Raw genomic sequence first — 18,712 nt, forward strand, 5'->3', positions numbered from 1 at the left:
GTCTGGTAGGCTTCGCAGAGAGCGGGGGCAAGCGTCGCTTCATTCAGGCCTGTTGACCATCAGGTTGCGGGTCATCAGGGCGACGAACAGGGTCCAGGGCAGGTCCTGGTGCCGCATCAGCACGCTCTCCGACAGGCTGAGCAGCAGGAAGGCGGCCAGATAGGCCAGGCTCCAGTAGCCCTCCTGTCGCCCCAGGCCGGTAAGGCGGATCAGGACGGCGGTCGAGGTCACGGCGACGACGGCGCCGACCAGGCCGACGCCCGTCCAGCCCAGTTCGGCGCGCAGGTCCAGCCAACCCTGGTGAGCGGACGGCACGCGCCAGCCCGTCTCATGGCGGATCCATTCCATCGGCTCGGCGTGCGGCAGCCAGAAGGCGCTGTAGCCATAGCCGAGCCAGGGTTTGCGCTCAGTCATGCGGCCGATGGCGTCCCAGATTTCGGTTCGGCCGGTGAGGCTGGGGTCCTTGCCGAACAGGGCCAGAATCTCCACGGAGAACTCGCTCCAGATCCACAGGCCGCCGAACAGGGCGACGCCCAGACACCAGACGGCGATGACGCCGAACACCGGACCCATCCGCCGGATCGCCAGACACAGGACCACCAGCCCGGCGCCCAGCATGGCCATGATGAGGGCGGTCTTGGATTGCGACCCCAACAGCGCCAGGGCGCAGACGCCCAGCGCGATCAGCGCCAGGTTCCGGTCGGCCTTCTGCTCCTGAGCGGCCACCAGGGCGGCGGCGGAGATCAGGCCCACGGCCATGACCATGCCCAGCTGGTTCTTTTCATACCACAGGCCGCGCCACATCCCGGCGTTGACGTCGGCGTGCACGCCAAAGCCGGGAAAGGCGAAGACGGAGATCAGGCTGCCGACGCCAAGGGCCAGGAAGGCGGCGGTCAGCATTCGGGGCAGGGCGATCCCGCGGAAAACCGCGCCCAGATAGATCGCGAAGACGCCGGTCAGAACCAGGGCCAGCACGCGGCGCTCGGTCACCTCCGGCGCCTGGGACCACAGGCTGGACGCCAACGCCAGCACCGCCATCAGCAGCAGGGGAATGAAGGCGGGCCAGGCCGCCGCCATGCGCCGCGCGCGAAAGGCGGCCAGCCCCAGGATCACCAGATAGATCGGCGGCCAGATCAGCCGAAGCACTGGCGTTTCCTGCTGCTGTGGTGCGAAGATCGGGCCGAGCAGGGCGCCGGACAACAGAGCCAGAATCAGAGCCGCCGCCGCCTGTTCCCACAGCGTGGGGGTGTCGGAGACCGGATGTCGAAGGGCGTCGGCCCCCGTCACGCCTTCTCCACGAAGGTGTCGATGACCTTCTTCTCGCCGGCCTTGTCGAAGGTGACGACCAGCTTGTTGCCCTCCACCGCGCGGACGTGGCCGTAGCCGAACTTCTGGTGGAAGACGCGATCGCCGCGGGACCAGCCGGACGCTGCCTTGGGATCGGCGGTGGCGATCAGGCGGCCTTCGCCCTCGATCACGGCGCGGCGGGCGTAGGCGGGCTTGGGCGTCTGGGCGGCGGTGTAGGTCTGGGCGCGCTTCCAGCCGGGGCTGGAATAGCCGCCGCCGAACGAGGGAGCCTCGTCCCAGCGGCTCTTGGCCTCCTTCATCCCGCTCGAGGCGCCGTAGTAGCCGGTGTCCGACTGCGGCTCGACGTGGGCCAGGGGCAGTTCATCGACGAAGCGGCTGGGCAGTTGCGAGGTCCAGCGGCCGTAGACCATGCGGTTGGCGGCGAAGCTGATGCGCGCGTCCTGCTTGGCGCGGGTAACGCCGACGTAGGCCAGGCGGCGTTCCTCCTCCAGCCCCTTCACGCCCTTCTCGTCGATGCTGCGTTGGCTGGGGAAGACGCCTTCCTCCCAGCCTGGCAGGAAGACCAGCGGGAACTCCAGCCCCTTGGCGCCGTGCAGGGTCATGATCTGCACCGAGCCTGAGCCGTCGGCGTTCTCGTCGCGGCGCTCCAGGTCCATGACCAGGGAGACATGCTCCAGATAGGCCTGCAGCGTCTCGAACGACTGCATCGACTGGGTCAGTTCCTTCAGGTTGTCGAGCCGCGTCTGGCCGCTGGTGCGGTCGGCCTTCTGCATGGCGGTATAGCCGCTCTCGTCCAGCAGGGTCTCCGTCACTTGCCAGTGCGGCGTGCCCATGGCCATCAGGTCGCGCCAGCGGTCCAGATCGCGCACAAAGTTGGCCAGCGGCGTGCGCGTGCGCGCCTGAAGCTCGTCCGTCGTGATCAGATGGCGCACCGCCCGCATGGCCGAGACGCCGTTCTCGCGCGCGATGTGCAGGATTTTCTGGACGCTGGTGTCGCCGATGCCGCGCTTGGGCGTGTTGACGATGCGCTCGAAGGCCAGATCGTCGTCCTCGGACTGGATCAGCCGCAGATAGGCGTGGGCGTCGCGGATTTCCGCTCGCTCGAAGAAGCGCGGGCCGCCGATGACGACATAGGGAATGGCCAGCATCAGAAAGCGTTCTTCAAACGCCCGCATCTGAAACGACGCGCGAACAAGGACGGCCATGTCCTTGTAATTCATGCCCTGCTTGCGCGCGGTCTCGATCTCGTCGGCGATCAGGCGGGCCTCGGCCTCGCCGTCCCAGACGCCGCGCACGCGGACCTTGTCGCCGCTGTCGTCCTCGGTCCACAGGGTCTTGCCCAGTCGGTCCTGATTGGCCGCGATCAGGGCCGAGGCCGCGCCCAGGATGTGCTTGGTCGAGCGGTAGTTGCGCTCCAGTCGGATGACCTTGGCGCCGGGGAAGTCGCGCTCGAAGCGCAGGATATTGTCCACCTCGGCCCCGCGCCAGCCATAGATAGACTGATCGTCATCGCCGACGCAGCAGACGTTGCCGGTCGAAGAGGTCAGCAGCCGCAGCCACAGATACTGGGCGACGTTGGTGTCCTGATATTCGTCCACCAGGATGTAGCGGAACCGGCGGCGATATTCCTCCGCCAGATCAGCGTGTTTCGACAGGATGGTGATGTTGTGCAGCAGCAGGTCGCCGAAGTCGCAGGCGTTCAGCGTCGCCAGCCGCGCCTGATAGGCGGCGTAGAGCGCCGGGCCCTTCCCGTTGGCGAAGTCTTCGCCGGGCGGCAGCTTGTCGGGCGTCCAGCCGCGGTTCTTCCAGTGGTCGATCATATGGGCCAGCGACTTGGGCGTGAACCGCTTGGTGTCGATGTTGGCCGCTTCCAGCAGCTGCTTCAGCAGCCGCTCCTGATCGTCGGTGTCCAAGATGGTGAAGCTGGACTTCAGCCCGACCAGTTCCGCATGACGACGCAGGATCTGTGCGGCCACCGAGTGGAAGGTGCCCAGCCAGCGCAACCCCTCGGCCGACGGGCCGATCAGGTGGCCGATCCGTTCGCGCATCTCGCGCGCAGCCTTGTTGGTGAAGGTGACGACCAGCAGCTCCCACGGCTTGGCCCGGCCGGTCGCCAGAATGTGCGCCAGACGGGTGGTCAGGACGCGCGTCTTGCCCGTGCCGGCTCCGGCCAGCACCAGAACCGGCCCCTCGGTCGTCTCCACCGCCTCGCGCTGTTCGGGGTTGAGCCCGGCCAGATAGTCGGACGTCGCGCCTTGCGGAGCACCTTGCGGACTCTGGGCGCGGGCGAGGTCGGAAATGCGGGGAGCGGGCAGGTCGGTCACAGGGGCGGGTACTCGGGACAGCGTCTGGGCGTCTGGGGCGGGCGGGGCGCCCATGCGGAATCTGGAAGAGGAGAACATAAGCAGCACAGCGGCCAAAGTCAGTCCCCTTCAGCCAGGGAATGAACGGAACCGTGAAGCCAGAGCGTCGTTGTCCCAAATGACAGGGACTACATAGGAAGGGATGCCTGATGGCGGAGAACTCAAGCAGCGGCGGCAACGCCGGTCTCGCCTTTATCGTAGGCGGTTTGGTGGTGGTGGTGGCCATACTGGCCTGGTTCCTGCTGGGCCGAGGCGCCGCGCCGGAGACCAAGAACGTCGATGTCGACGTCAAACTGCCTGAAGTTTCGGCGCCGGCCGTCCCGGGCGGCAACTGAGGTCGCGCGATGACGGACCCTAACCTCCCGCCCGAGCGCGTCGTTCATCAGACGACCATCAACACCGCCCCGCCGCCACGCAAAGGCGGGGGAGCGGGCCTGGCCTTCCTGGTGGGCGGGCTGCTGGTCGCCGTGGCGGTGATCGCCTGGTTCGTCTTCGCCGGGGGACGCGCGCCTGCGCCGGAGGCGCCGAACCTCGATGTGGACATAAGCGTACCCGCGCCGCGCATGCCCGACGTTCCAGATCGCCCCGCGCCGCCGGAACTCCCCCGCCCCAGCGAGACCCCTCAGGTGACGACGCCGGAACCCAAGGCCTGACGCCGTGACGGTCGGCCTGAAGCGCGTCTATGAGCCTCCGTCTCAGGCGGACGGGACGCGCATTCTGGTCGACCGCCTGTGGCCCCGCGGGCTGAGCAAGGACAAGGCGCAAGTCGACCTCTGGCTGAAAGAGGTCGCGCCCAGCACTGAGTTGCGCCAGTGGTTCAACCACGATCCCGAAAAATGGCCCGAGTTCCAGCGTCGGTACCGCGCCGAGCTGCGGGCGAACGGGGAGGCGGTCTCGAAGCTGAAGGCCGCGCTGGCGAGCGGTCGAGCGACTCTGCTCTATGGTGCGAAAGATGAAGCGCACAACGACGCCGTCGTGCTCGCGGCCTTTCTAGGCGGCGCCTGAGCCGGGCGGCTCACGCCAGCCCGGCAGGCGGGCCCGACTATTTCAAGCGGTAGCTGATCGTCGTGACCACGCGCACCTTCTTGTTGGGGGAACTGGCCTCGTCGCCCGTTCCGTCGCGCGAGAGGATCTCGAAAGACCCCTGGCCAGCGGTCTTGATGGGGCCGAGCGGCGCGCCGGAATCCTTGGCGAACTGTTCAGCGCCGCTGCGCGCGGCGGCGGTGGCCTCGGCGATCATCGCCGGTCGCACGTCGTTGAGCTTGGTGAACATGTAGGACGGGCCGTTGAAGTCCTGCAGCACCACGCCCTGACGCACCAGATCGTTCAGATTGCGCGTGGTCGTCTGCACCCGGTCCACGTCGGTGGTGCGCACGATCACGGTCTGGGTCAGGATGAAGCGCGGCCCGCCGGTCTGGCTCATGTATTCGCGCGAACGGGTGTCGGCGACGCCCAGCTGGCCCAGGTCGACCGCATCGTCAGGATAGCCCTGCGCCTTCAGGAACTGGCGCACGATGGCCAGGTCGCCGTCGATGCGGCTCTGGACCTCGGAAAGCACGTCGCCCGAGGTGGTGAAGCGGATCGGCAGGACGGCCAGGTCGGCCTTCACGTCCTTTTCCGCCAGGCCGCGCACCGTGACCGAGCGGTCGCCGGCGCGGGCGTTGACCACGCCCTGTCCGATCAAGGCGCCGCCGCCGATCAGGCCGATAGCCATCAGCCCGCCGAAGACAGCCGCCGGGATCAGGCGTCCGGTGTCGATGCGATTATCGCTCATGGGGTCTTCTCTTCTGCAAAGCTGCGGTCGCCGCCCGCCCATTGCAGGGCGAGGACGCGGCAGGATGACGCCAGGGGGCGGCGGCCCCGCCAGTCGTCGATACGGATCATCAGTCCGGCGCGGCTCAAGGAAAGCTCCGCCCCGATGGCGTCCAGAATGGCCCAGAACTCAGGCTCCAGCGCCACCGATGTGGCGTGGCCTGACAGCAGGACGGATCGTTTAATGAGACCGCTCAAGGCTTACCGCACGCCCACCATGACGATGTCGGCGCTGTTCGACGCGCCGCGGGTCAGCACCGAATGGCGTGTGTCGGTCGTGAAGCGCAGGGCGCCGGCGGCATCGCGAATTTCTGCGCGGGCGGCGTATTCAAAGCGGCTGTCGATCTCGTCGTTCGGAACGGACAGGGTGACGGCGTAAGGGGGCGCGCGGCCATCCAAAGGCTGCCGCGTCTCGGCGAGCACGCGCGATGGAGCGTCGGCGCGACTGACGTCCTCGATCCTGACCGTCAGGGTATGGCCGGGCGGAAGCATGATGCGCTCACGATAGGTCGCGGTGACCCGGACTTCGGTCGTGTCGCTCGAAGGTTCGGGCGAGGTGGTGCAGGCGGCCGCCATCAGGGCAGGGATCATGACGAGCGGGGCGAGAAAAGAGCGCATCAGCGCCTCCATTGCATAAGTTCAGCTTAGCAGAACGCATCAGCGCGCCATATGGCTGCAACGCTTGAGAGACGGGACGCCCGAGCGGTGGTATCGCCATGTTTCGTTTAGTCCTGTCGAGTGCGCCTGAGTGCCCCAGTCTGATGCTCCATCGCCAGAAGGCGGATCGTCGTTTCTCCGGTCGCCGGCCATGCTGGCCTTCGGCGGCGTGGGCGTCTGCGCCCTGATCTGGGGCACGACCTGGTACGCCATCACGTTCCAGTTGGGCGCCGTGGACCCGGTGGTGTCGGTGGTGCTGCGGTTCGGGATCGCCTCGGCCCTGCTGGCGCTGGTCGTCAAGGCGACGGGCGGGCGGCTGGCCCTGACGCGCACTCAGCATCTGGCGGCGCTGGGGCAGGGGCTGTTCTCGTTCGCCATCAGCTACGCCTTCGTCTACGCCTCGGAGGAGAAGATCGCCTCGGCGGTGGTGGCGGTGATTTTCGCCGCCCTGGCCTTCCTGAATCTGATCCTGTTCCGCGTCGCCTCGGGCCAGAAGGCGGCGCCGTCCGCCTGGCTGGGCGCGGGGATGGGCGTGGCCGGCGTCGGCGTTCTGTCTGCGGGCGAGGTGATGGGCGCGGGGCTGGGCGTCCATGCCGTGGCGGGCGTCAGCTTCGCCGTGATCGCCGTCGTCGCCTCGGCCTTCGGCAACTGGTTCGCCTGGCGCGGCCAGCAGGCGGGCTCGCAGGTTCTGCCTTCGACCGCCTGGGCGATGGCCTATGGCACGGGGACGCTGGCGCTGTACGCCTTGATCACCGGGGTGTCGTGGTCGGTAGCGTGGAGCCCGGCCTATATCGTTTCCCTGCTGTATCTGGCGGTGTTCGGCTCGGTCATCGCCTTCGGCCTGTACTTCACCATCGCCAGGGCGAGGGGCTATGCGCTGGCCAGCTACATCTCGGCCCTGACGCCGCCGATCGCCATGCTGGTGTCGGTGATGTTCGAGGGCGCCCGCTTCGGCGTCCTGGCCTTGGCGGGCCTGGCCCTTGTGCTGGCCGGGCAGCTGTTCCTGATCCGCGCGCCGAAGCGATCTGCGGCCTAGGCGTCGTCAGGCTTTTCCAACTTGTGACCGTCCAGCCGGGCGGCGTCGCGCTCGCGCTCCGTCTGGGTGGTCAGTCGTTCGGCCTTGGTGCGGCCGAAGGTCAGGCGGTTGGCCTCGGCCGTGCGTTTGGCGTCGACCTTGGCGCGCGCCTTGCGCGCCCGGTTCAAGTTGACGATCTCGGCCATCAGGCGCGTCCCGGCATCGGGCGGGGCATCGACATTGTGAACTCCCACGATAGGCTTGGCGGTGAACCCATGGCGGGCGGGCTCGTTGTCTCAGCGTCCCTCACAGCCATTGGAGTCAATCATGATAAACGCCTCGATGATCAAGGAACATCAGGAAGTCGTCGGTTCCGACGGCGGCCACGTCGGCCGGGTGGACCACGTAAAGGGCGATCAGATCGAGCTGGCCAAACTGGATCTGGGTTCAGGCCTGAAGCACCATATGATCCCGGTCAGCTGGGTGTCCCGCGTCGACGAGCACGTTCATCTCAACCTCAGCAAGGACGAGGCCAAGGCGCGCTGGACCGAGAAGCACTAGCAACGCCTTGCCGTGATTTCATCGAAGGCCCCGCTGCAATCAGCGGGGCCTTTCGCCATATGAGGGAGGTGGTCACGCGAAAGGGCCGATGATTTGATCCGATTGATCCTCAATCTGCTGTGGTTCTTCCTGGGCGGCTTCGCCTCGGGTCTGGCTTGGTTGTTCGGCGGACTGCTGCTGGCGTTGACCATCGTGGGCCTGCCGTGGGCGTTCTCGGCGTGGCGGATCGCCAGCTATTCCTTCTGGCCGTTCGGGCGCGAGATCGTCTGGCGCGATCCGAACCCGGCCGATCTGGGCGCAGGCTGTCTGGGCGTGGGGCTGAACGTGATCTGGCTGGTGCTGGCGGGCTGGTACATCGCCCTGGCGCATATCCTGATCGCCGTGCCGCAGTTCGTCAGCCTGATCGGCATTCCGTTCGCGCTGAAGAATGTCGAACTGGCGCGGCTGTCGCTGGCGCCTGTCGGGCGGACCATCCGCGACAAGGGCTGAACATGAAAAACGCCGGCCGGGGCGAACCCGACCGGCGTCTTCATATCTGGCGATGAGCGCGGCTTACTGCGGCGCGATCATCTTCTCGGGGCGGACGTATTCGTCGAACTCGGCGTCGGTCAGATAGCCGCCGCCGACGGCTTCCTGGCGCAGGGTGGTGCCGTTCTTGTGCGCCGTCTTAGCGATCTTGGCGCAGGTGTCGTAGCCCAGCTTGGCGTTCAAAGCGGTGACCAGCATCAGGCTGTTTTCCAGGCCATCCTTGATGTTGTCCTCGCGCGGCTCGATGCCGACGACGCAGTTGTCGGTGAAGCTGACGGCCGCATCGGCGACCAGACGCACCGACTGCAGGAAGTTGTAGGCCATCACCGGGTTGTAGACGTTCAGCTCGAAGTGGCCTTGCGAACCCGCGAACGAGATGGCGGCGTTGTTGCCGAACACCTGGGCGCAGACCTGGGTCAGGGCTTCGCTCTGGGTCGGGTTGACCTTGCCCGGCATGATGGACGAGCCCGGCTCGTTTTCGGGTAGCGACAGCTCGCCCAGACCGGCGCGCGGGCCCGAGCCCAGGAAGCGGATGTCGTTGGCGATCTTGAACAGCGAGGCGGCGACCGTGTTGATGGCGCCGTGGGTGAAGACCATCGCGTCGTGGGCGGCCAGGGCCTCGAACTTGTTCGGCGCCGTGGTGAAGGGCAGGCCGGTGATCTTGCCGATGTTCTCGGCGACCTTCTCGGCAAAGCCGATCGGCGCGTTCAGGCCAGTGCCGACGGCGGTGCCGCCCTGGGCCAGCTCCATCAGGCGCGGCAGGGTCAGTTCGATGCGCTCGATGCCCATGGCGACCTGGTGGGCGTAGCCGCCGAACTCTTGGCCCAGCGTCAGGGGCGTGGCGTCCTGGGTGTGGGTGCGGCCGATCTTGATGATGTGGGCCCAGGCCTTGGCCTTGGCGTCCAGCGCAGCGTGCAGGTGCTTCAGCGCAGGCAGCAGGTCGTTGACCACCTGCTCGGCGCAGGCGACGTGCATGGCCGTCGGATAGGTGTCGTTCGACGACTGGCTCATGTTGACGTGGTCGTTGGGGTGGACCGGCTTCTTGGAGCCCATCTCGCCGCCCAGCATCTCGATGGCGCGGTTCGAGATCACCTCATTGGCGTTCATGTTCGACTGGGTGCCCGAACCGGTCTGCCAGACGACCAGCGGGAAGTGGTCGTTCAGCTTGCCCTCGATCACTTCATTGGCTGCGGCGATGATGGCGTCGGCCAGCTTGGCGTCCAGCTTGCCCAGGTCGCGGTTGGTCTCGGCGGCGGCGCGCTTGACGACGCCGAGCGCACGCACGATCGGCAGCGGCATCTTCTCCCAGCCGATCTTGAAGTTGCCGAGCGAGCGCTGGGCTTGCGCGCCCCAATAGCGATCAGCGGCGACCTCGATGGGGCCGAAGGTGTCGGTTTCGATACGAACGTTGCTCATGTGCGCGGGACTCGTCTCTCAGGCGTGGCGGGAAGATGCCGGGCGGTGTAGCACGCAGGCGCGGCGGAGCAAGGCGAGCCGCTGATCACGAAAGGCGGACGGCGCGTGCACGGCTGGATCGGAACCGGAAAGGTCAGGGCGCGGGAGCAGGGCGAGGCGGTCGAGATCACCATCGACGGCCTGACCACCCAGGCCAAATACTACAAGCCGCTGGTCTATGAGTTCATGCGCAAGGAGTGGGCGTCGCGTCCCTCCTGGGGCGACTACGTCGTCGAAATCGTGATGGAGCACGTCGGCGACCCGCCGTGGATGGACCTGGACAACCTGGCCAAGGCCCTGCTGGACGCCATTAAGGGCTATCTGTTCCACGACGACAGCCAGGTCGCCCGCCTGCTGGTCGAACGCCGCGAAGGCGAGCGCGAGCGGATCAGCATCAGGGTGTTTCCGAGGGGGTAAAGGCAGGGGCGCTCGGTCCGTCTGGACAGGGGCCGGTTTCGGGACGGGGCCTAAGTCAAAAAGCGCCCGGTTGCGAACATTCGATATCTGCGCATATCGTCAGCGAATGCGGGCACCCGAGACTTTTGAAACCGAGCGATTGCGCCTGCGTCCAGTCCAGAGAATGGATGCTGCGGACATTTTTCAATATGCGGGCGAGATCCCTCCGACCCGTTTCATGCCGTTCCAACGCCATCAAGATATTGCTGACAGTCTGGCGTTCGCGCAGCGTTGTGAAGGCTGCTGGATCGAGGGCTCGGCTTTCCCTTGGGCTGTTACCGAGAAGATGTCTGAGCGCTTTTTAGGGGTGCTGGAACTGCGATTATCACCGCCCAAGGCTGACTTCGGCTACATCTTCGCTGAACCCTTCTGGGGAAAGGGCTTCGCCACCGAAGCCGCATCCGCCGTGGTCGCCTGGGCAATTGCTCAGCCCTCAATCCTTCGCGTCTGGGCAACATGCCATCCTAGCAACGTGGCGTCGGCTGCGGTCCTCCGTAGGGCGGGGCTAAGCTACGAAGCGACGCTGGCGAGTTGGGAAGCGCGCCCTCAAATTGGAGAAGTCGCCGGCCCGAGCGATTGCTACGCTCTCACGAGGTCCGCGACAGGATGATCGCCTTCACCCGTAGGCGAACCTCGCTTCACGACCCTGTGTGGATGTTTATGGAGCCTGAGTAACCTGGGGGTACCGGCGCTCGGGCGCTGAGGCCAAGGCGACGCTTGAAGCCTATTTCTTCCGGAACTGGTCCAGAGAGACGACCTTGGGACCGTCGTCGCCGGACGGCGGCGGGGCGGCCGCATCAGGGTCGCGCGCGGGCGGCGACAGGGGGGCGATCTCGGCCTCGACGATTTCCGGCTCGTCGAACTGCAGCAGGAACTGCACGCTGGGATCGTAGAAACGAACCACGGCGCTGTAGGGCACGGTCAGTACCTTGGGCGCGCCGCCGAACTTCAGCATCACCGAGAATAGGTCAGGCTCGACCGCCAGATCCCAATACTGGTGCTGCAGCACCACCGTCATCTCGTCCGGATATTTGGCCAGGACGTCGGGCGGGACGCTGACGCCCGCCGCGCGGGTCTTGAAGGTGATGTAGAAATGGTGGGCGCCGGGGATGCCCTCGGGCATGGCCGCGCGCTCCAGCGCCAGGCGGATCACGCCGCGCAGGGCGTCCTGGGCGAGCTGCTCATAGTGCATCTCGTCGACAGGGGGAGTTTGATCCGTCATCAGGGCCTCAAAACAGGGGAACGCGTGACTGTTACCCGCCAAGCGCAGGCGACGGAAGACGCAGAGTCGCCGCCGGATCAGGAATTTCGATTTTTGCGAGAAGCGCCGGGATTCTGTTGCCAGGCTCCCGACAGGCCCCGCCTAAGGATCTGAACCCCTAGGACTTAAGTGTTCGAAATCAACCGAACCGCATTACGCGGCGAGGCGGACTTCTCCAGCGAAGTTATCGTTCGCAGTTAGATAAAGGCCCGATACGGTGGGCCAGGACGAGCGAAAGCAATCCTCTTTACACGTCCGTCGATGCTAGTCGGCCCCATGCTGCCTCCGCCGATAACGCGGGGAAGAAGTTGGTGGAGCCGCCGGGATTCGCACCCGGGTCCGGTCCGCTTATTACAGGCGCGTTTATCGCCATAGCCCGGGCGAACCCGAGCAGGATCAATATAGTATGCGCGACGCCGCGTTCCAAGGGGCTGGCGCAGAAGTTCAGGCGAAACCGGGATGGCGGGGCCAGTCTCGCTGCTGGTTGCGGAACCAGGTCAACTGGCGCTTGGCGTAGTTGCGGGTGGATTGCTTCACGGCGGCGACGGCGTCGTCCAGCGACAGGTCGCCCGCCAGATGCGCCGCCAGCTCCCGCACGCCGACGGCCTTCATGGCGGGCAGATCGGGGGGCAGGTCCCGGGCGACAAGGGCGCGCACCTCGTCCAGAGCGCCGTGGGCCATCATTACATCGACGCGGGCGTCGCAGGCGGCGTAAAGGCGTTCGCGCGGGGGCTCCACGACAACGGCGTCATAGCTGCCGGGCGCCAGCAGGGAGCGGGTGTCGGCCTTCCAGTCGCTGAGGGCGCGGCCGCTCGCGCGATGCACGCTGAAGGCGCGGACCAGCCGCTGGCGGTCTGCGGGAAAGATGGCGGCCTCGGCGGCGGGGTCGACCAGCGCCAGGCGGCGGCGGAAGACGGCCTCGCCCTCGGCGTCGAACTCGGTCTGAACGGCGTCGCGGACGGCGGCTGGGACAGGCGGGATTTCGGCCAGCCCCTTGGTCAGGGCGTTGAAGTAGAGGCCCGTCCCCCCGACCAGCAGGCCCGGGCGGCCCTCGGCGGCCAGTTCGGCGAGCAGATCCATCACCGCACGGCTCCAGCGCCCGACGGACCAGGCGTCGGCGGCGTCGGCGACGCCGTAGAGGCGGTGCGGAATCTTGGCCTCGTCCTCGGCGGACGGCCGGGCGCTGAGCACGCGCAGGTCGGCGTACAACTGCTGGCTGTCGGCGTTGATGATGACGGCGCCCGTTTCGCGCGCGCGCTGCATCGCCAGCCGCGACTTGCCCGAGGCGGTGGGGCCGGCGATCAGGGTGAGGAGGGGTTGGGACAAAGGATCAACTCGCGAACGGACGCTTAGGGCGATAGAACGCCTGTCATCGGCCCGGCAAGTCCGTCGGGTCTTCAAGGAGTCTTCATCGTGACTGACCGCGCCGCCGTCCTCGCTGTCCTCGACGCCGTGACCGACCCCAGGTCGGGGCAGGGGTTGGCGACCGCCGGGCTGGTGCAGGGACTGGTGGTGGCCGAGGGGCGCGCGGGCTTCGTCATGGAGGTTCCCGCCAGGGAGACGGCGCTTTACGCCCCGGTGCGCGATGCGGCCGAGGCGGCGCTGAAGGCCATGCCGGGCATGGAGCGGGTGTCGGTCGTGCTGACGGCCGAGGCGGTGGCCGCGCCGGCGCGCCGCACGGCCGGACTGTCGAAGGCGGCGACGGATCAGGGGCGGCCCAAGGCGCCGGTTCCGACCGAGCGCCCGGCCCATGTGAAGCGCGTGCTGGCCGTGGCGAGCGGCAAGGGCGGGGTCGGCAAGTCGACGGTCTCGGTCAATCTGGCGGCGGCGCTGGCGGCGCGCGGCCTGTCGGTCGGGGTGCTGGACGCGGATGTTTATGGCCCGTCGCTGCCGACCATGCTGGGGATCTCGGGCCAGCCCGCCTATGAGGACGGGGCGATGGTTCCGCACGTGGCGCATGGGCTGAAGGCCATGTCGGTCGGCCTGCTGACCAAGGCCGAGGACGCCATGATCTGGCGCGGGCCGATGGCGTCGCAGGCCATCAATCAGATGCTGACCCAGACGCGCTGGGGAACGCAAGAGCAGCCGCTGGATGTTCTGGTCATCGACCTGCCGCCCGGCACCGGCGATGTGCAACTAACCCTGATCCAGAAGACGCCGCTGGACGGGGCGGTCATCGTCTCGACGCCGCAGGAGGTGGCCCTGGCCGATGCGCGCCGGGCGCATACCCTTTTCGACAAGGTCGGCGTCCCCACGCTAGGCTTGGTCGAGAACATGAGCGGCGAGGTGTTCGGAACCGGCGGCGCCGAGGCCGAGGCGGCGCGTCTGGGCGCGCCCTATCTGGGCGATCTGCCGCTGGACGGGGCGCTGCGGCGAGCCGGCGACGCGGGGCGGCCATTGGTCGCCGTTGACCCGCAGCATCCAGCGTCCGAGCGTTTCAGGCAGATCGCCGCGAAGGTCGCCCAGTCCTTGGGTCTTTAGGTCGCGGGCTCTTAGAGGGAGGCCATGATGGCTGAGCAGGAACAAGCCGTGGTCGTCTGCGGCATCGACGGCAGCGCGCACGCTGAAAGCGCCGTGCGCATCGCGGCGCAGTTCGCCAGGGTGAAAGGCGCCAGACTGGCGCTGGTGGCGGTCAATCCGCTCAGCTCGGCCAGCGGACACCCGGACATTCGCGCCTGGAAGGCCGAGGAGCAGGACGCCATTCTGATGCGGTCGATGACCGAGGCGCGGCGTTATTGCCCGTCGGTTGAAGCGGTCACGACCGAAGGGCACGACGTGGCTGACGCCCTGATCGCGGCCGCCGCCGCCCTGGGCGCGGATCACATCGTGGTGGGCACAGGCGACCGCAAAGGGCTGGTCAACTGGCTGATGGGCTCCACCGCCGAGGCTGTCGCCGCCCGCGCCCCGGTCAGCGTGACGATCGCGCGCTAGGGTCTCGGCTCAGGTGGGCTCGAATATCCCGCCGGGCATGATCTCATTGGCGTGTTCCCGAGGACCTCCTGAGGTTCAGCGGCGGTCCAGAACGGTGAAGGCGAAGGCGTGCTCGTCCTTTTCGCCCGCCTCATGCGGTTCAAACGCGGTGCGGACGAAGGCGGTTTCGTCAAAGGCGGGGAAGACGGCGTCGCCCTCCGGCTCGGCCTCGACTTCGGTGATGTACAGGCGTTTGGCGCGCGGCAGGGCGGCGGCGAAGACGGCCGTGCCGCCGATGACGCAGACCTCGTCCACGCCGTCGTCGGCGGCCTGTTCGCGCGCGATCGACAGGGCTTCGTCCAGCGTCGAACAGACAACAGCGCCCTTGGCCAGGCCCGCCTCGGCGTAGGATTCGTCCTTGGTCAGGACGATGTTCAGCCGATCAGGCAGGGGACGCAGGGGCAGGCTCTCCCAGGTCTTGCGGCCCATGATGCAGGGCTTGCCCATGGTCACCGCCTTGAAGCGCTGCAGGTCCGAGCGCAGCCGCCAGGGCAGGTCGCCGTCCCGGCCGATGACGCCATTACGGCCGCGGGCGACGACGAGGGCGATGCGGGGCAGGGCCAAGGCGGTTCTCCGAAGCGAATCGGGAGCCGCGCGACGCCGCTCCCGTCCGCAGGAGTTAGGCGTCCGGCTGGAGCAGTTTCAAGCCTCGGTGTTCAGCCAGCTCAGCCATTTGCGCTGCATCGCGGCGTTCAGGTCGACGCCGGCGCGGTCGCAGTAGATCAGCAGCATGCCCAACACGTCCGCCGCTTCATCGGCCAGCGCCTGAGCATCGGCGGCGCCGCGCGCCCTTTGGGTCAGGCGCAAGTGCTCGGCGGTCAGCTCGCCCAGCTCTTCCTGCAACTTCAGCAGGGCCCAGTCGCGGTCGCGGTTGATGGCGTGTTCGCGCGCGTAGATGTCGGAGATGCGCAGCACATCCGCCTGCAGGTCGGTCAGCTTCATGCGGGGATCAGACGGCGACGGCGGCCTTGATGTGCGGCCAGGATTGGTAGTCGTTCAGCACGAAGTCCGACAGCTCAAAGCCGAACAGGTCGGTCTTGTCCGCCACGCTCAGGGTCGGCAGGGGCAGGGGGGCGCGGCTGAGTTGAAGCTCGGCCTGCTCCAGATGGTTCAGATACAGGTGGGCGTCGCCGAAGGTGTGGACGAAGTCGCCCGGCTCCAGCCCCACGACCTTGGCCAGCATGTGCGTCAGCAACGCGTAGGAGGCGATGTTGAAGGGCACGCCCAGGAAGACGTCGGCCGAGCGTTGATACAGCTGGCAGCTCAGCTTTCCATCGGCGACGAAGAACTGGAACAGGCAGTGGCAGGGGGGCAGGGCCATGTCGTCCACGTCGGCCGGGTTCCAGGCGCTGACGATGTGGCGGCGGCTGTTGGGGTTGGTCTTCAGGCCGTGAACCAGCTTGCTGATCTGGTCGATGCTTTGGCCGTTCGGGGCGGCCCAGGAGCGCCACTGCTTGCCATAGACGGGGCCGAGGTCGCCCTCGGCGTCGGCCCATTCGTCCCAGATGCTGACGCCGTTGTCCTTTAGCCAGGCGATGTTGGTCTCGCCGCGCAGGAACCACAGCAGTTCGATAAAGATCGACCGCGTGTGCAGCTTCTTCGTCGTCAGCAGGGGGAAGCCCTTGGACAGGTCGAAGCGCATCTGACGGCCGAAGACGCCCAGCGTCCCCGTGCCGGTGCGGTCGTCACGCCGCACGCCGTTGTCGAGGATGTCCCGTAGCAGGTTCAGATACTGCCATTCGGGATGGTCGGCGGGCGCGGCCGCCGTGCGGGCTTGCAGGTCTGCGATCTGGACGGCGGCGTTCATGCCATGAGGATGCCGCTGATTCTCTCCGGAGGGCAGGGGCCTGATTCTCTTGCTCACAGAAAAGAGAAAACGCCCGCTGACGGATCAGCGGGCGCCCTCGGTTTTTAAGCGTTCGGCCGTTACTTGCCGGGCGCGAGGCGTTCGTTCTGGACCCAGCCGACGTTGTCGTTGTCGTCCATGACCTCCCACCAGGCGCCGTCGCGCTGGCCGGTCGGATAGAGGCGCAGGCCGGCGGGCAGGGCGCGCACGACTGAGCCGCCGTTCGGGGCCGAACGCAGCGTCGACGCCGTCTGGACCGTATAGCTCTGGATCGGGGCGGACTGGGCCGCCGAGCCGCCTTCCAGGCCGCCCATCTGGGTCACCATGTCGGTGTAGGCCTGTATGAAGGACTGGGCCACGATGCGGCCGATCTCGGTGTTTTCATAGCTGCCGCCGCCCAGGGCGCCTGCGCCGAAGCCTGCGGCGCCGACGCCCCAGCTCAGGTCGCGTTTGGAGGCGTAACCTTCGGTCACCAGCTCGGTTTCCGAAGTGCGGACGTTGGTCAGCGACAGGACGGTGTTGGCTTCCATGCTGCGCGTGCGCAGGCCGCCGACGAGGGCGCCGGCGCGCCCGCCCAGCGCCGCGCCGGCCAGACCGGCCAGGGCGTTGCCGCCGCTGTTGGCGTTCTGGCTGGCGATTTCGCCGACCAGCACATAGTCGGCCGCGCGCACCTGGCCGCCGCCGACGTTGGAGCCGCGCTGCAGGTCGCCGCCTGCGGCCATCTCGCGTTCGCGCTGGGCGACGCTCATGCCGGCGCCGCGATCGACCAGGGTGAAGCAGCCCGAACGCTGGATCACGACGCGCAGCAGGCTCTGCGGCGGCGACAGCTGCAGCTCGCGCCAATAGTCGGACTGGCCGTCAGTGATGGTGATGGAGCCGAGGCTGGACCGGCAGCGCGGGATCTGCGCCATCTGCGCGTCCTGGGCGCGCTGCGCGCCGCTGCGCGCCTGGGCCAAGGATGCGCTCGGCAGGGCCAAGGCGGCGATCGAGACGGCGAGGGCCGGGGCGATAAGATAGGTCTTCAAAACGTGATCTCCTGGTTTCGCTATCAAGCTTCACGGCCCTTGGCGCCGACACGCGGCGGGCGCGAACGCCGTAGCAATACGGTGAAGCTAAGGGAACCTTGTTTATTGAGCGTCGACCAATCGGTCCTGCGGCAGCCAGCCGATGTTGTCGTCAGCGTCCAGAACCTCGACCCATTGGTCATCAGACTTTCCAGTCGGGAACACCGCCGCCCCCGCCGCCAGGGGGCGAATGGCCTCGCCGTCTGGAGCCTTGCGCAGCACCGTCGGCAGGGCCAGTTGACGGCTGGCCAGGCTCTGCGCTGCGTCGGTGCGGCGACGGAGTTCGTCTTCCCGCCGGATTTCTTCGCGCAGGCGGCGTCGTTCTTCTTCGCGCGCGCGATCGAGACGCTCCTGCTCGCGGCGTTCCGCCTCGGCCTTGCGAGCGGCTTCGGCCTCGCGCTCGGCGGCGGCGGCGCGCACAGCCTCATGGTTGGCGAGCGTGACGTCCGGCGTCTGCGCGCCCGTGCCTCCAAGGCTGGTCACCAGATCGGCGTAACCGCGCACCAGGGCCAGGGCGATCACCTTCCCCTCATCCTGGCTTTCATAGCCGGCGCCGACGCGGCCGCCGAAATGGTTGTCGCGGATACGAAGGCGACGCAACTCGTCCTTGTTAGCCACGGCGCGCGTAGTGCCGACGGTTTCAGCCAGAGGCACGCTGGCCAGCGAAAACACGATCTGGGCGTCTTCCTTGCCGCGACCGATGTCCTTTTTCAGGTCGCGAATCCGCTCAACCGTATTGGCGTTCAGCGCCTGGGCCGGGGCGGCCTGAGCGCCCTTCGGGCCGCCGAGGGCGTTGCCGGCCATGTTCATGGCCGCATTCATGGCCTGCATCTGCAAGGGATTAAGCCCGGCCTCGGCGCCTAGACCGCCCAGACCACCGAGACCTCCGCCCAGATCGCCGCCCGTGGCTGCGGCCAGGCCGGCCGTGAGCAGGGCGCGCCCGCCGACCGCCGCCAGCGAGCCAAGTAGACCCGACCTGCGGTCGCTGTCGGTCGATTCGATGGGGTTCGCCAGTTCGGCGACCAGGACGAAGTCGGCCGTGCGGACGCGCGCGGCGCCGCCCAGGCTGCGCTCGCGCTCGACCAGATCCATCCCGGGGCCGCGCTCGATCAGGGTGAAGCAGCCGGAATCGCGAATCACGGTGCGCAGCAGTTCCGTCGGCTCGCCCAGCCCCATCTGCTCGAACAGGACGCCCTGGGTTTCGGCGATCGCCACGGTTCCCAGATTCTGGGTGCAGCGCGGCGCTTCGTTCACGACCTGAGCCGCTTCCGCGTTGGATCGGCGGTTGAAAATCTGCGCTTCAGCCGGGGACGCCGAGACGGCGAACAGGGCCGAGGTTGCCGTCAGGGCGAGCGCGAAACGATACATGATGAACAGGCCGATTGTGAAAAACCGGCCCGCCCTTAGCTTTGCCGT

General features: G+C 67.4%; 24 protein-coding genes and 1 other RNA gene. 10 read left to right on the forward strand and 15 right to left on the reverse strand.

Translation table 11 applies throughout. From position 1 onward, the window contains the following. Positions 1-39 precede the first annotated feature (39 nt). Complete coding sequence (locus DA69_RS03195; RefSeq protein WP_025977491.1) at positions 40-1,287, reverse strand: O-antigen ligase family protein; 1,248 nt, start codon at positions 1,285-1,287, stop codon at positions 40-42. Continuing rightward, positions 1,284-3,686 carry an ATP-dependent helicase gene (locus tag DA69_RS03200; RefSeq protein ID WP_051582104.1) on the reverse strand — a complete coding sequence of 801 codons (2,403 nt, stop codon included), beginning with the start codon at positions 3,684-3,686 and terminating at the stop codon, positions 1,284-1,286. The genes DA69_RS03195 and DA69_RS03200 overlap by 4 nt, the downstream gene beginning before the upstream one ends. A gap of 134 nt (positions 3,687-3,820) precedes the next feature. Here DA69_RS03200 and DA69_RS03205 point away from each other — a divergent pair, with 134 nt between their 5' ends. The 3 genes from DA69_RS03205 to DA69_RS03215 are packed head-to-tail and all read left to right on the forward strand — an operon-like array spanning position 3,821 to position 4,676. Continuing rightward, positions 3,821-4,006 (forward strand): hypothetical protein, encoded by a 186-nt coding sequence (locus DA69_RS03205; RefSeq protein ID WP_025977489.1) that lies wholly within the window; start codon positions 3,821-3,823, stop codon positions 4,004-4,006. 9 nt (positions 4,007-4,015) lie between these two features. After that, complete coding sequence (locus tag DA69_RS03210; protein ID WP_025977488.1) at positions 4,016-4,324, forward strand: hypothetical protein; 309 nt, start codon at positions 4,016-4,018, stop codon at positions 4,322-4,324. 4 nt (positions 4,325-4,328) lie between these two features. Further along, positions 4,329-4,676, forward strand: a complete 348-nt coding sequence (locus DA69_RS03215; RefSeq protein ID WP_025977487.1) for a DUF488 domain-containing protein — start codon at positions 4,329-4,331, stop codon at positions 4,674-4,676. A 37-nt stretch (positions 4,677-4,713) separates the two neighbouring features. Here DA69_RS03215 and DA69_RS03220 read toward each other — a convergent pair whose 3' ends face one another. The 3 genes from DA69_RS03220 to DA69_RS03230 are packed head-to-tail and all read right to left on the reverse strand — an operon-like array spanning position 4,714 to position 6,113. Beyond that, positions 4,714-5,445, reverse strand: coding sequence for an SIMPL domain-containing protein (locus tag DA69_RS03220; protein ID WP_025977486.1), 732 nt, complete (start codon positions 5,443-5,445; stop codon positions 4,714-4,716). Beyond that, positions 5,442-5,681 carry a ribbon-helix-helix domain-containing protein gene (locus DA69_RS03225; protein WP_025977485.1) on the reverse strand — a complete coding sequence of 80 codons (240 nt, stop codon included), beginning with the start codon at positions 5,679-5,681 and terminating at the stop codon, positions 5,442-5,444. The genes DA69_RS03220 and DA69_RS03225 overlap by 4 nt, the downstream gene beginning before the upstream one ends. A 3-nt stretch (positions 5,682-5,684) precedes the next feature. Further along, positions 5,685-6,113, reverse strand: a complete 429-nt coding sequence (locus tag DA69_RS03230; RefSeq protein ID WP_235599201.1) for a YbaY family lipoprotein — start codon at positions 6,111-6,113, stop codon at positions 5,685-5,687. A 178-nt stretch (positions 6,114-6,291) separates the two neighbouring features. On the opposite strand from DA69_RS03230, the gene DA69_RS03235 reads away from it, so the two are divergent. After that, positions 6,292-7,176: a DMT family transporter gene (locus DA69_RS03235; RefSeq protein WP_025977483.1), complete on the forward strand. Its 885-nt coding sequence runs from the start codon at positions 6,292-6,294 to the stop codon at positions 7,174-7,176. On the opposite strand, the gene DA69_RS03240 is transcribed toward DA69_RS03235, so the two are convergent. Then, positions 7,173-7,409, reverse strand: a complete 237-nt coding sequence (locus tag DA69_RS03240) for a DUF4169 family protein (RefSeq protein ID WP_419177561.1) — start codon at positions 7,407-7,409, stop codon at positions 7,173-7,175. The genes DA69_RS03235 and DA69_RS03240 overlap by 4 nt on opposite strands. Positions 7,410-7,482: 73 nt before the next feature. Between DA69_RS03240 and DA69_RS03245 the strand changes: the two genes are divergently transcribed. Together DA69_RS03245 and DA69_RS03250 are read left to right on the forward strand one after the other, a co-directional pair. Beyond that, positions 7,483-7,716 carry a DUF2171 domain-containing protein gene (locus tag DA69_RS03245; protein ID WP_003167222.1) on the forward strand — a complete coding sequence of 78 codons (234 nt, stop codon included), beginning with the start codon at positions 7,483-7,485 and terminating at the stop codon, positions 7,714-7,716. Positions 7,717-7,809: 93 nt separating this feature from the next. Beyond that, positions 7,810-8,205 carry a YccF domain-containing protein gene (locus tag DA69_RS03250; protein WP_025977481.1) on the forward strand — a complete coding sequence of 132 codons (396 nt, stop codon included), beginning with the start codon at positions 7,810-7,812 and terminating at the stop codon, positions 8,203-8,205. 63 nt (positions 8,206-8,268) lie between these two features. Here DA69_RS03250 and fumC read toward each other — a convergent pair whose 3' ends face one another. Then, the gene (gene fumC / locus DA69_RS03255) at positions 8,269-9,660 is read right to left on the reverse strand and encodes a class II fumarate hydratase (protein ID WP_025977480.1); all 1,392 of its coding nucleotides are present in this window, start codon (positions 9,658-9,660) and stop codon (positions 8,269-8,271) included. 105 nt (positions 9,661-9,765) lie between these two features. Between fumC and DA69_RS03260 the strand changes: the two genes are divergently transcribed. Beyond that, positions 9,766-10,116 carry a RusA family crossover junction endodeoxyribonuclease gene (locus tag DA69_RS03260; protein ID WP_025977479.1) on the forward strand — a complete coding sequence of 117 codons (351 nt, stop codon included), beginning with the start codon at positions 9,766-9,768 and terminating at the stop codon, positions 10,114-10,116. 70 nt (positions 10,117-10,186) lie between these two features. Next, a complete protein-coding gene (locus DA69_RS14230; protein WP_145915888.1) occupies positions 10,187-10,765 on the forward strand; it encodes a GNAT family N-acetyltransferase in 579 nt (192 codons plus the stop codon). Between the two features lie 114 nt (positions 10,766-10,879). Here DA69_RS14230 and DA69_RS03265 read toward each other — a convergent pair whose 3' ends face one another. The 3 genes from DA69_RS03265 to miaA all read right to left on the reverse strand — a co-directional run bounded on the left by DA69_RS03265 (position 10,880) and on the right by miaA (position 12,742). Further along, positions 10,880-11,377, reverse strand: a complete 498-nt coding sequence (locus DA69_RS03265) for an SspB family protein (protein ID WP_025977478.1) — start codon at positions 11,375-11,377, stop codon at positions 10,880-10,882. Positions 11,378-11,478: 101 nt separating this feature from the next. Next, positions 11,479-11,847: a transfer-messenger RNA gene (gene ssrA, locus DA69_RS03270) on the reverse strand. A gap of 13 nt (positions 11,848-11,860) precedes the next feature. Further along, complete coding sequence (gene miaA / locus DA69_RS03275; RefSeq protein WP_025977477.1) at positions 11,861-12,742, reverse strand: tRNA (adenosine(37)-N6)-dimethylallyltransferase MiaA; 882 nt, start codon at positions 12,740-12,742, stop codon at positions 11,861-11,863. Positions 12,743-12,829: 87 nt separating this feature from the next. Between miaA and DA69_RS03280 the strand changes: the two genes are divergently transcribed. After that, positions 12,830-13,897 carry an Mrp/NBP35 family ATP-binding protein gene (locus tag DA69_RS03280; protein ID WP_025977476.1) on the forward strand — a complete coding sequence of 356 codons (1,068 nt, stop codon included), beginning with the start codon at positions 12,830-12,832 and terminating at the stop codon, positions 13,895-13,897. A gap of 27 nt (positions 13,898-13,924) precedes the next feature. After that, positions 13,925-14,347, forward strand: a complete 423-nt coding sequence (locus DA69_RS03285; protein ID WP_029972550.1) for a universal stress protein — start codon at positions 13,925-13,927, stop codon at positions 14,345-14,347. A 75-nt stretch (positions 14,348-14,422) separates the two neighbouring features. On the opposite strand, the gene DA69_RS03290 is transcribed toward DA69_RS03285, so the two are convergent. The 5 genes from DA69_RS03290 to DA69_RS03310 form a co-directional block, all read right to left on the reverse strand. Beyond that, a complete protein-coding gene (locus DA69_RS03290) occupies positions 14,423-14,950 on the reverse strand; it encodes a dihydrofolate reductase (protein WP_025977474.1) in 528 nt (175 codons plus the stop codon). Between the two features lie 78 nt (positions 14,951-15,028). After that, positions 15,029-15,328, reverse strand: coding sequence for a phosphoribosyl-ATP pyrophosphohydrolase (locus tag DA69_RS03295; protein ID WP_025977473.1), 300 nt, complete (start codon positions 15,326-15,328; stop codon positions 15,029-15,031). A 7-nt stretch (positions 15,329-15,335) separates the two neighbouring features. Further along, a complete protein-coding gene (locus tag DA69_RS03300; protein WP_025977472.1) occupies positions 15,336-16,193 on the reverse strand; it encodes a thymidylate synthase in 858 nt (285 codons plus the stop codon). A 119-nt stretch (positions 16,194-16,312) separates the two neighbouring features. Next, a complete protein-coding gene (locus DA69_RS03305; RefSeq protein ID WP_025977471.1) occupies positions 16,313-17,257 on the reverse strand; it encodes a CsgG/HfaB family protein in 945 nt (314 codons plus the stop codon). A 102-nt stretch (positions 17,258-17,359) separates the two neighbouring features. Beyond that, positions 17,360-18,664 (reverse strand): SH3 domain-containing protein, encoded by a 1,305-nt coding sequence (locus DA69_RS03310; RefSeq protein ID WP_025977470.1) that lies wholly within the window; start codon positions 18,662-18,664, stop codon positions 17,360-17,362. Between the last annotated feature and the right edge of the window lie 48 nt (positions 18,665-18,712).

The sequence above is a fragment of the Brevundimonas naejangsanensis genome (genome assembly GCF_000635915.2).
GTDB lineage: Bacteria > Pseudomonadota > Alphaproteobacteria > Caulobacterales > Caulobacteraceae > Brevundimonas > Brevundimonas sanguinis.

What these genes read in the sequence shown, in the direction of transcription:
- DA69_RS03285 (WP_029972550.1), top strand. Translation starts at nt 13,925, where the DNA reads ATGGCTGAGCAGGAACAAGCCGTGGTCGTCTGCGGCATCGACGGCAGC.
- DA69_RS03220 (WP_025977486.1), bottom strand. Translation starts at nt 5,445, where the DNA reads ATGAGCGATAATCGCATCGACACCGGACGCCTGATCCCGGCGGCTGTC.
- DA69_RS03210 (WP_025977488.1), top strand. Translation starts at nt 4,016, where the DNA reads ATGACGGACCCTAACCTCCCGCCCGAGCGCGTCGTTCATCAGACGACC.
- DA69_RS03235 (WP_025977483.1), top strand. Translation starts at nt 6,292, where the DNA reads ATGCTGGCCTTCGGCGGCGTGGGCGTCTGCGCCCTGATCTGGGGCACG.
- DA69_RS03300 (WP_025977472.1), bottom strand. Translation starts at nt 16,193, where the DNA reads ATGAACGCCGCCGTCCAGATCGCAGACCTGCAAGCCCGCACGGCGGCC.
- DA69_RS03245 (WP_003167222.1), top strand. Translation starts at nt 7,483, where the DNA reads ATGATAAACGCCTCGATGATCAAGGAACATCAGGAAGTCGTCGGTTCC.
- DA69_RS03205 (WP_025977489.1), top strand. Translation starts at nt 3,821, where the DNA reads ATGGCGGAGAACTCAAGCAGCGGCGGCAACGCCGGTCTCGCCTTTATC.
- DA69_RS03200 (WP_051582104.1), bottom strand. Translation starts at nt 3,686, where the DNA reads ATGGGCGCCCCGCCCGCCCCAGACGCCCAGACGCTGTCCCGAGTACCC.
- DA69_RS03230 (WP_235599201.1), bottom strand. Translation starts at nt 6,113, where the DNA reads ATGGAGGCGCTGATGCGCTCTTTTCTCGCCCCGCTCGTCATGATCCCT.
- DA69_RS03265 (WP_025977478.1), bottom strand. Translation starts at nt 11,377, where the DNA reads ATGACGGATCAAACTCCCCCTGTCGACGAGATGCACTATGAGCAGCTC.
- DA69_RS03295 (WP_025977473.1), bottom strand. Translation starts at nt 15,328, where the DNA reads ATGAAGCTGACCGACCTGCAGGCGGATGTGCTGCGCATCTCCGACATC.
- fumC (WP_025977480.1), bottom strand. Translation starts at nt 9,660, where the DNA reads ATGAGCAACGTTCGTATCGAAACCGACACCTTCGGCCCCATCGAGGTC.
- DA69_RS03310 (WP_025977470.1), bottom strand. Translation starts at nt 18,664, where the DNA reads ATGTATCGTTTCGCGCTCGCCCTGACGGCAACCTCGGCCCTGTTCGCC.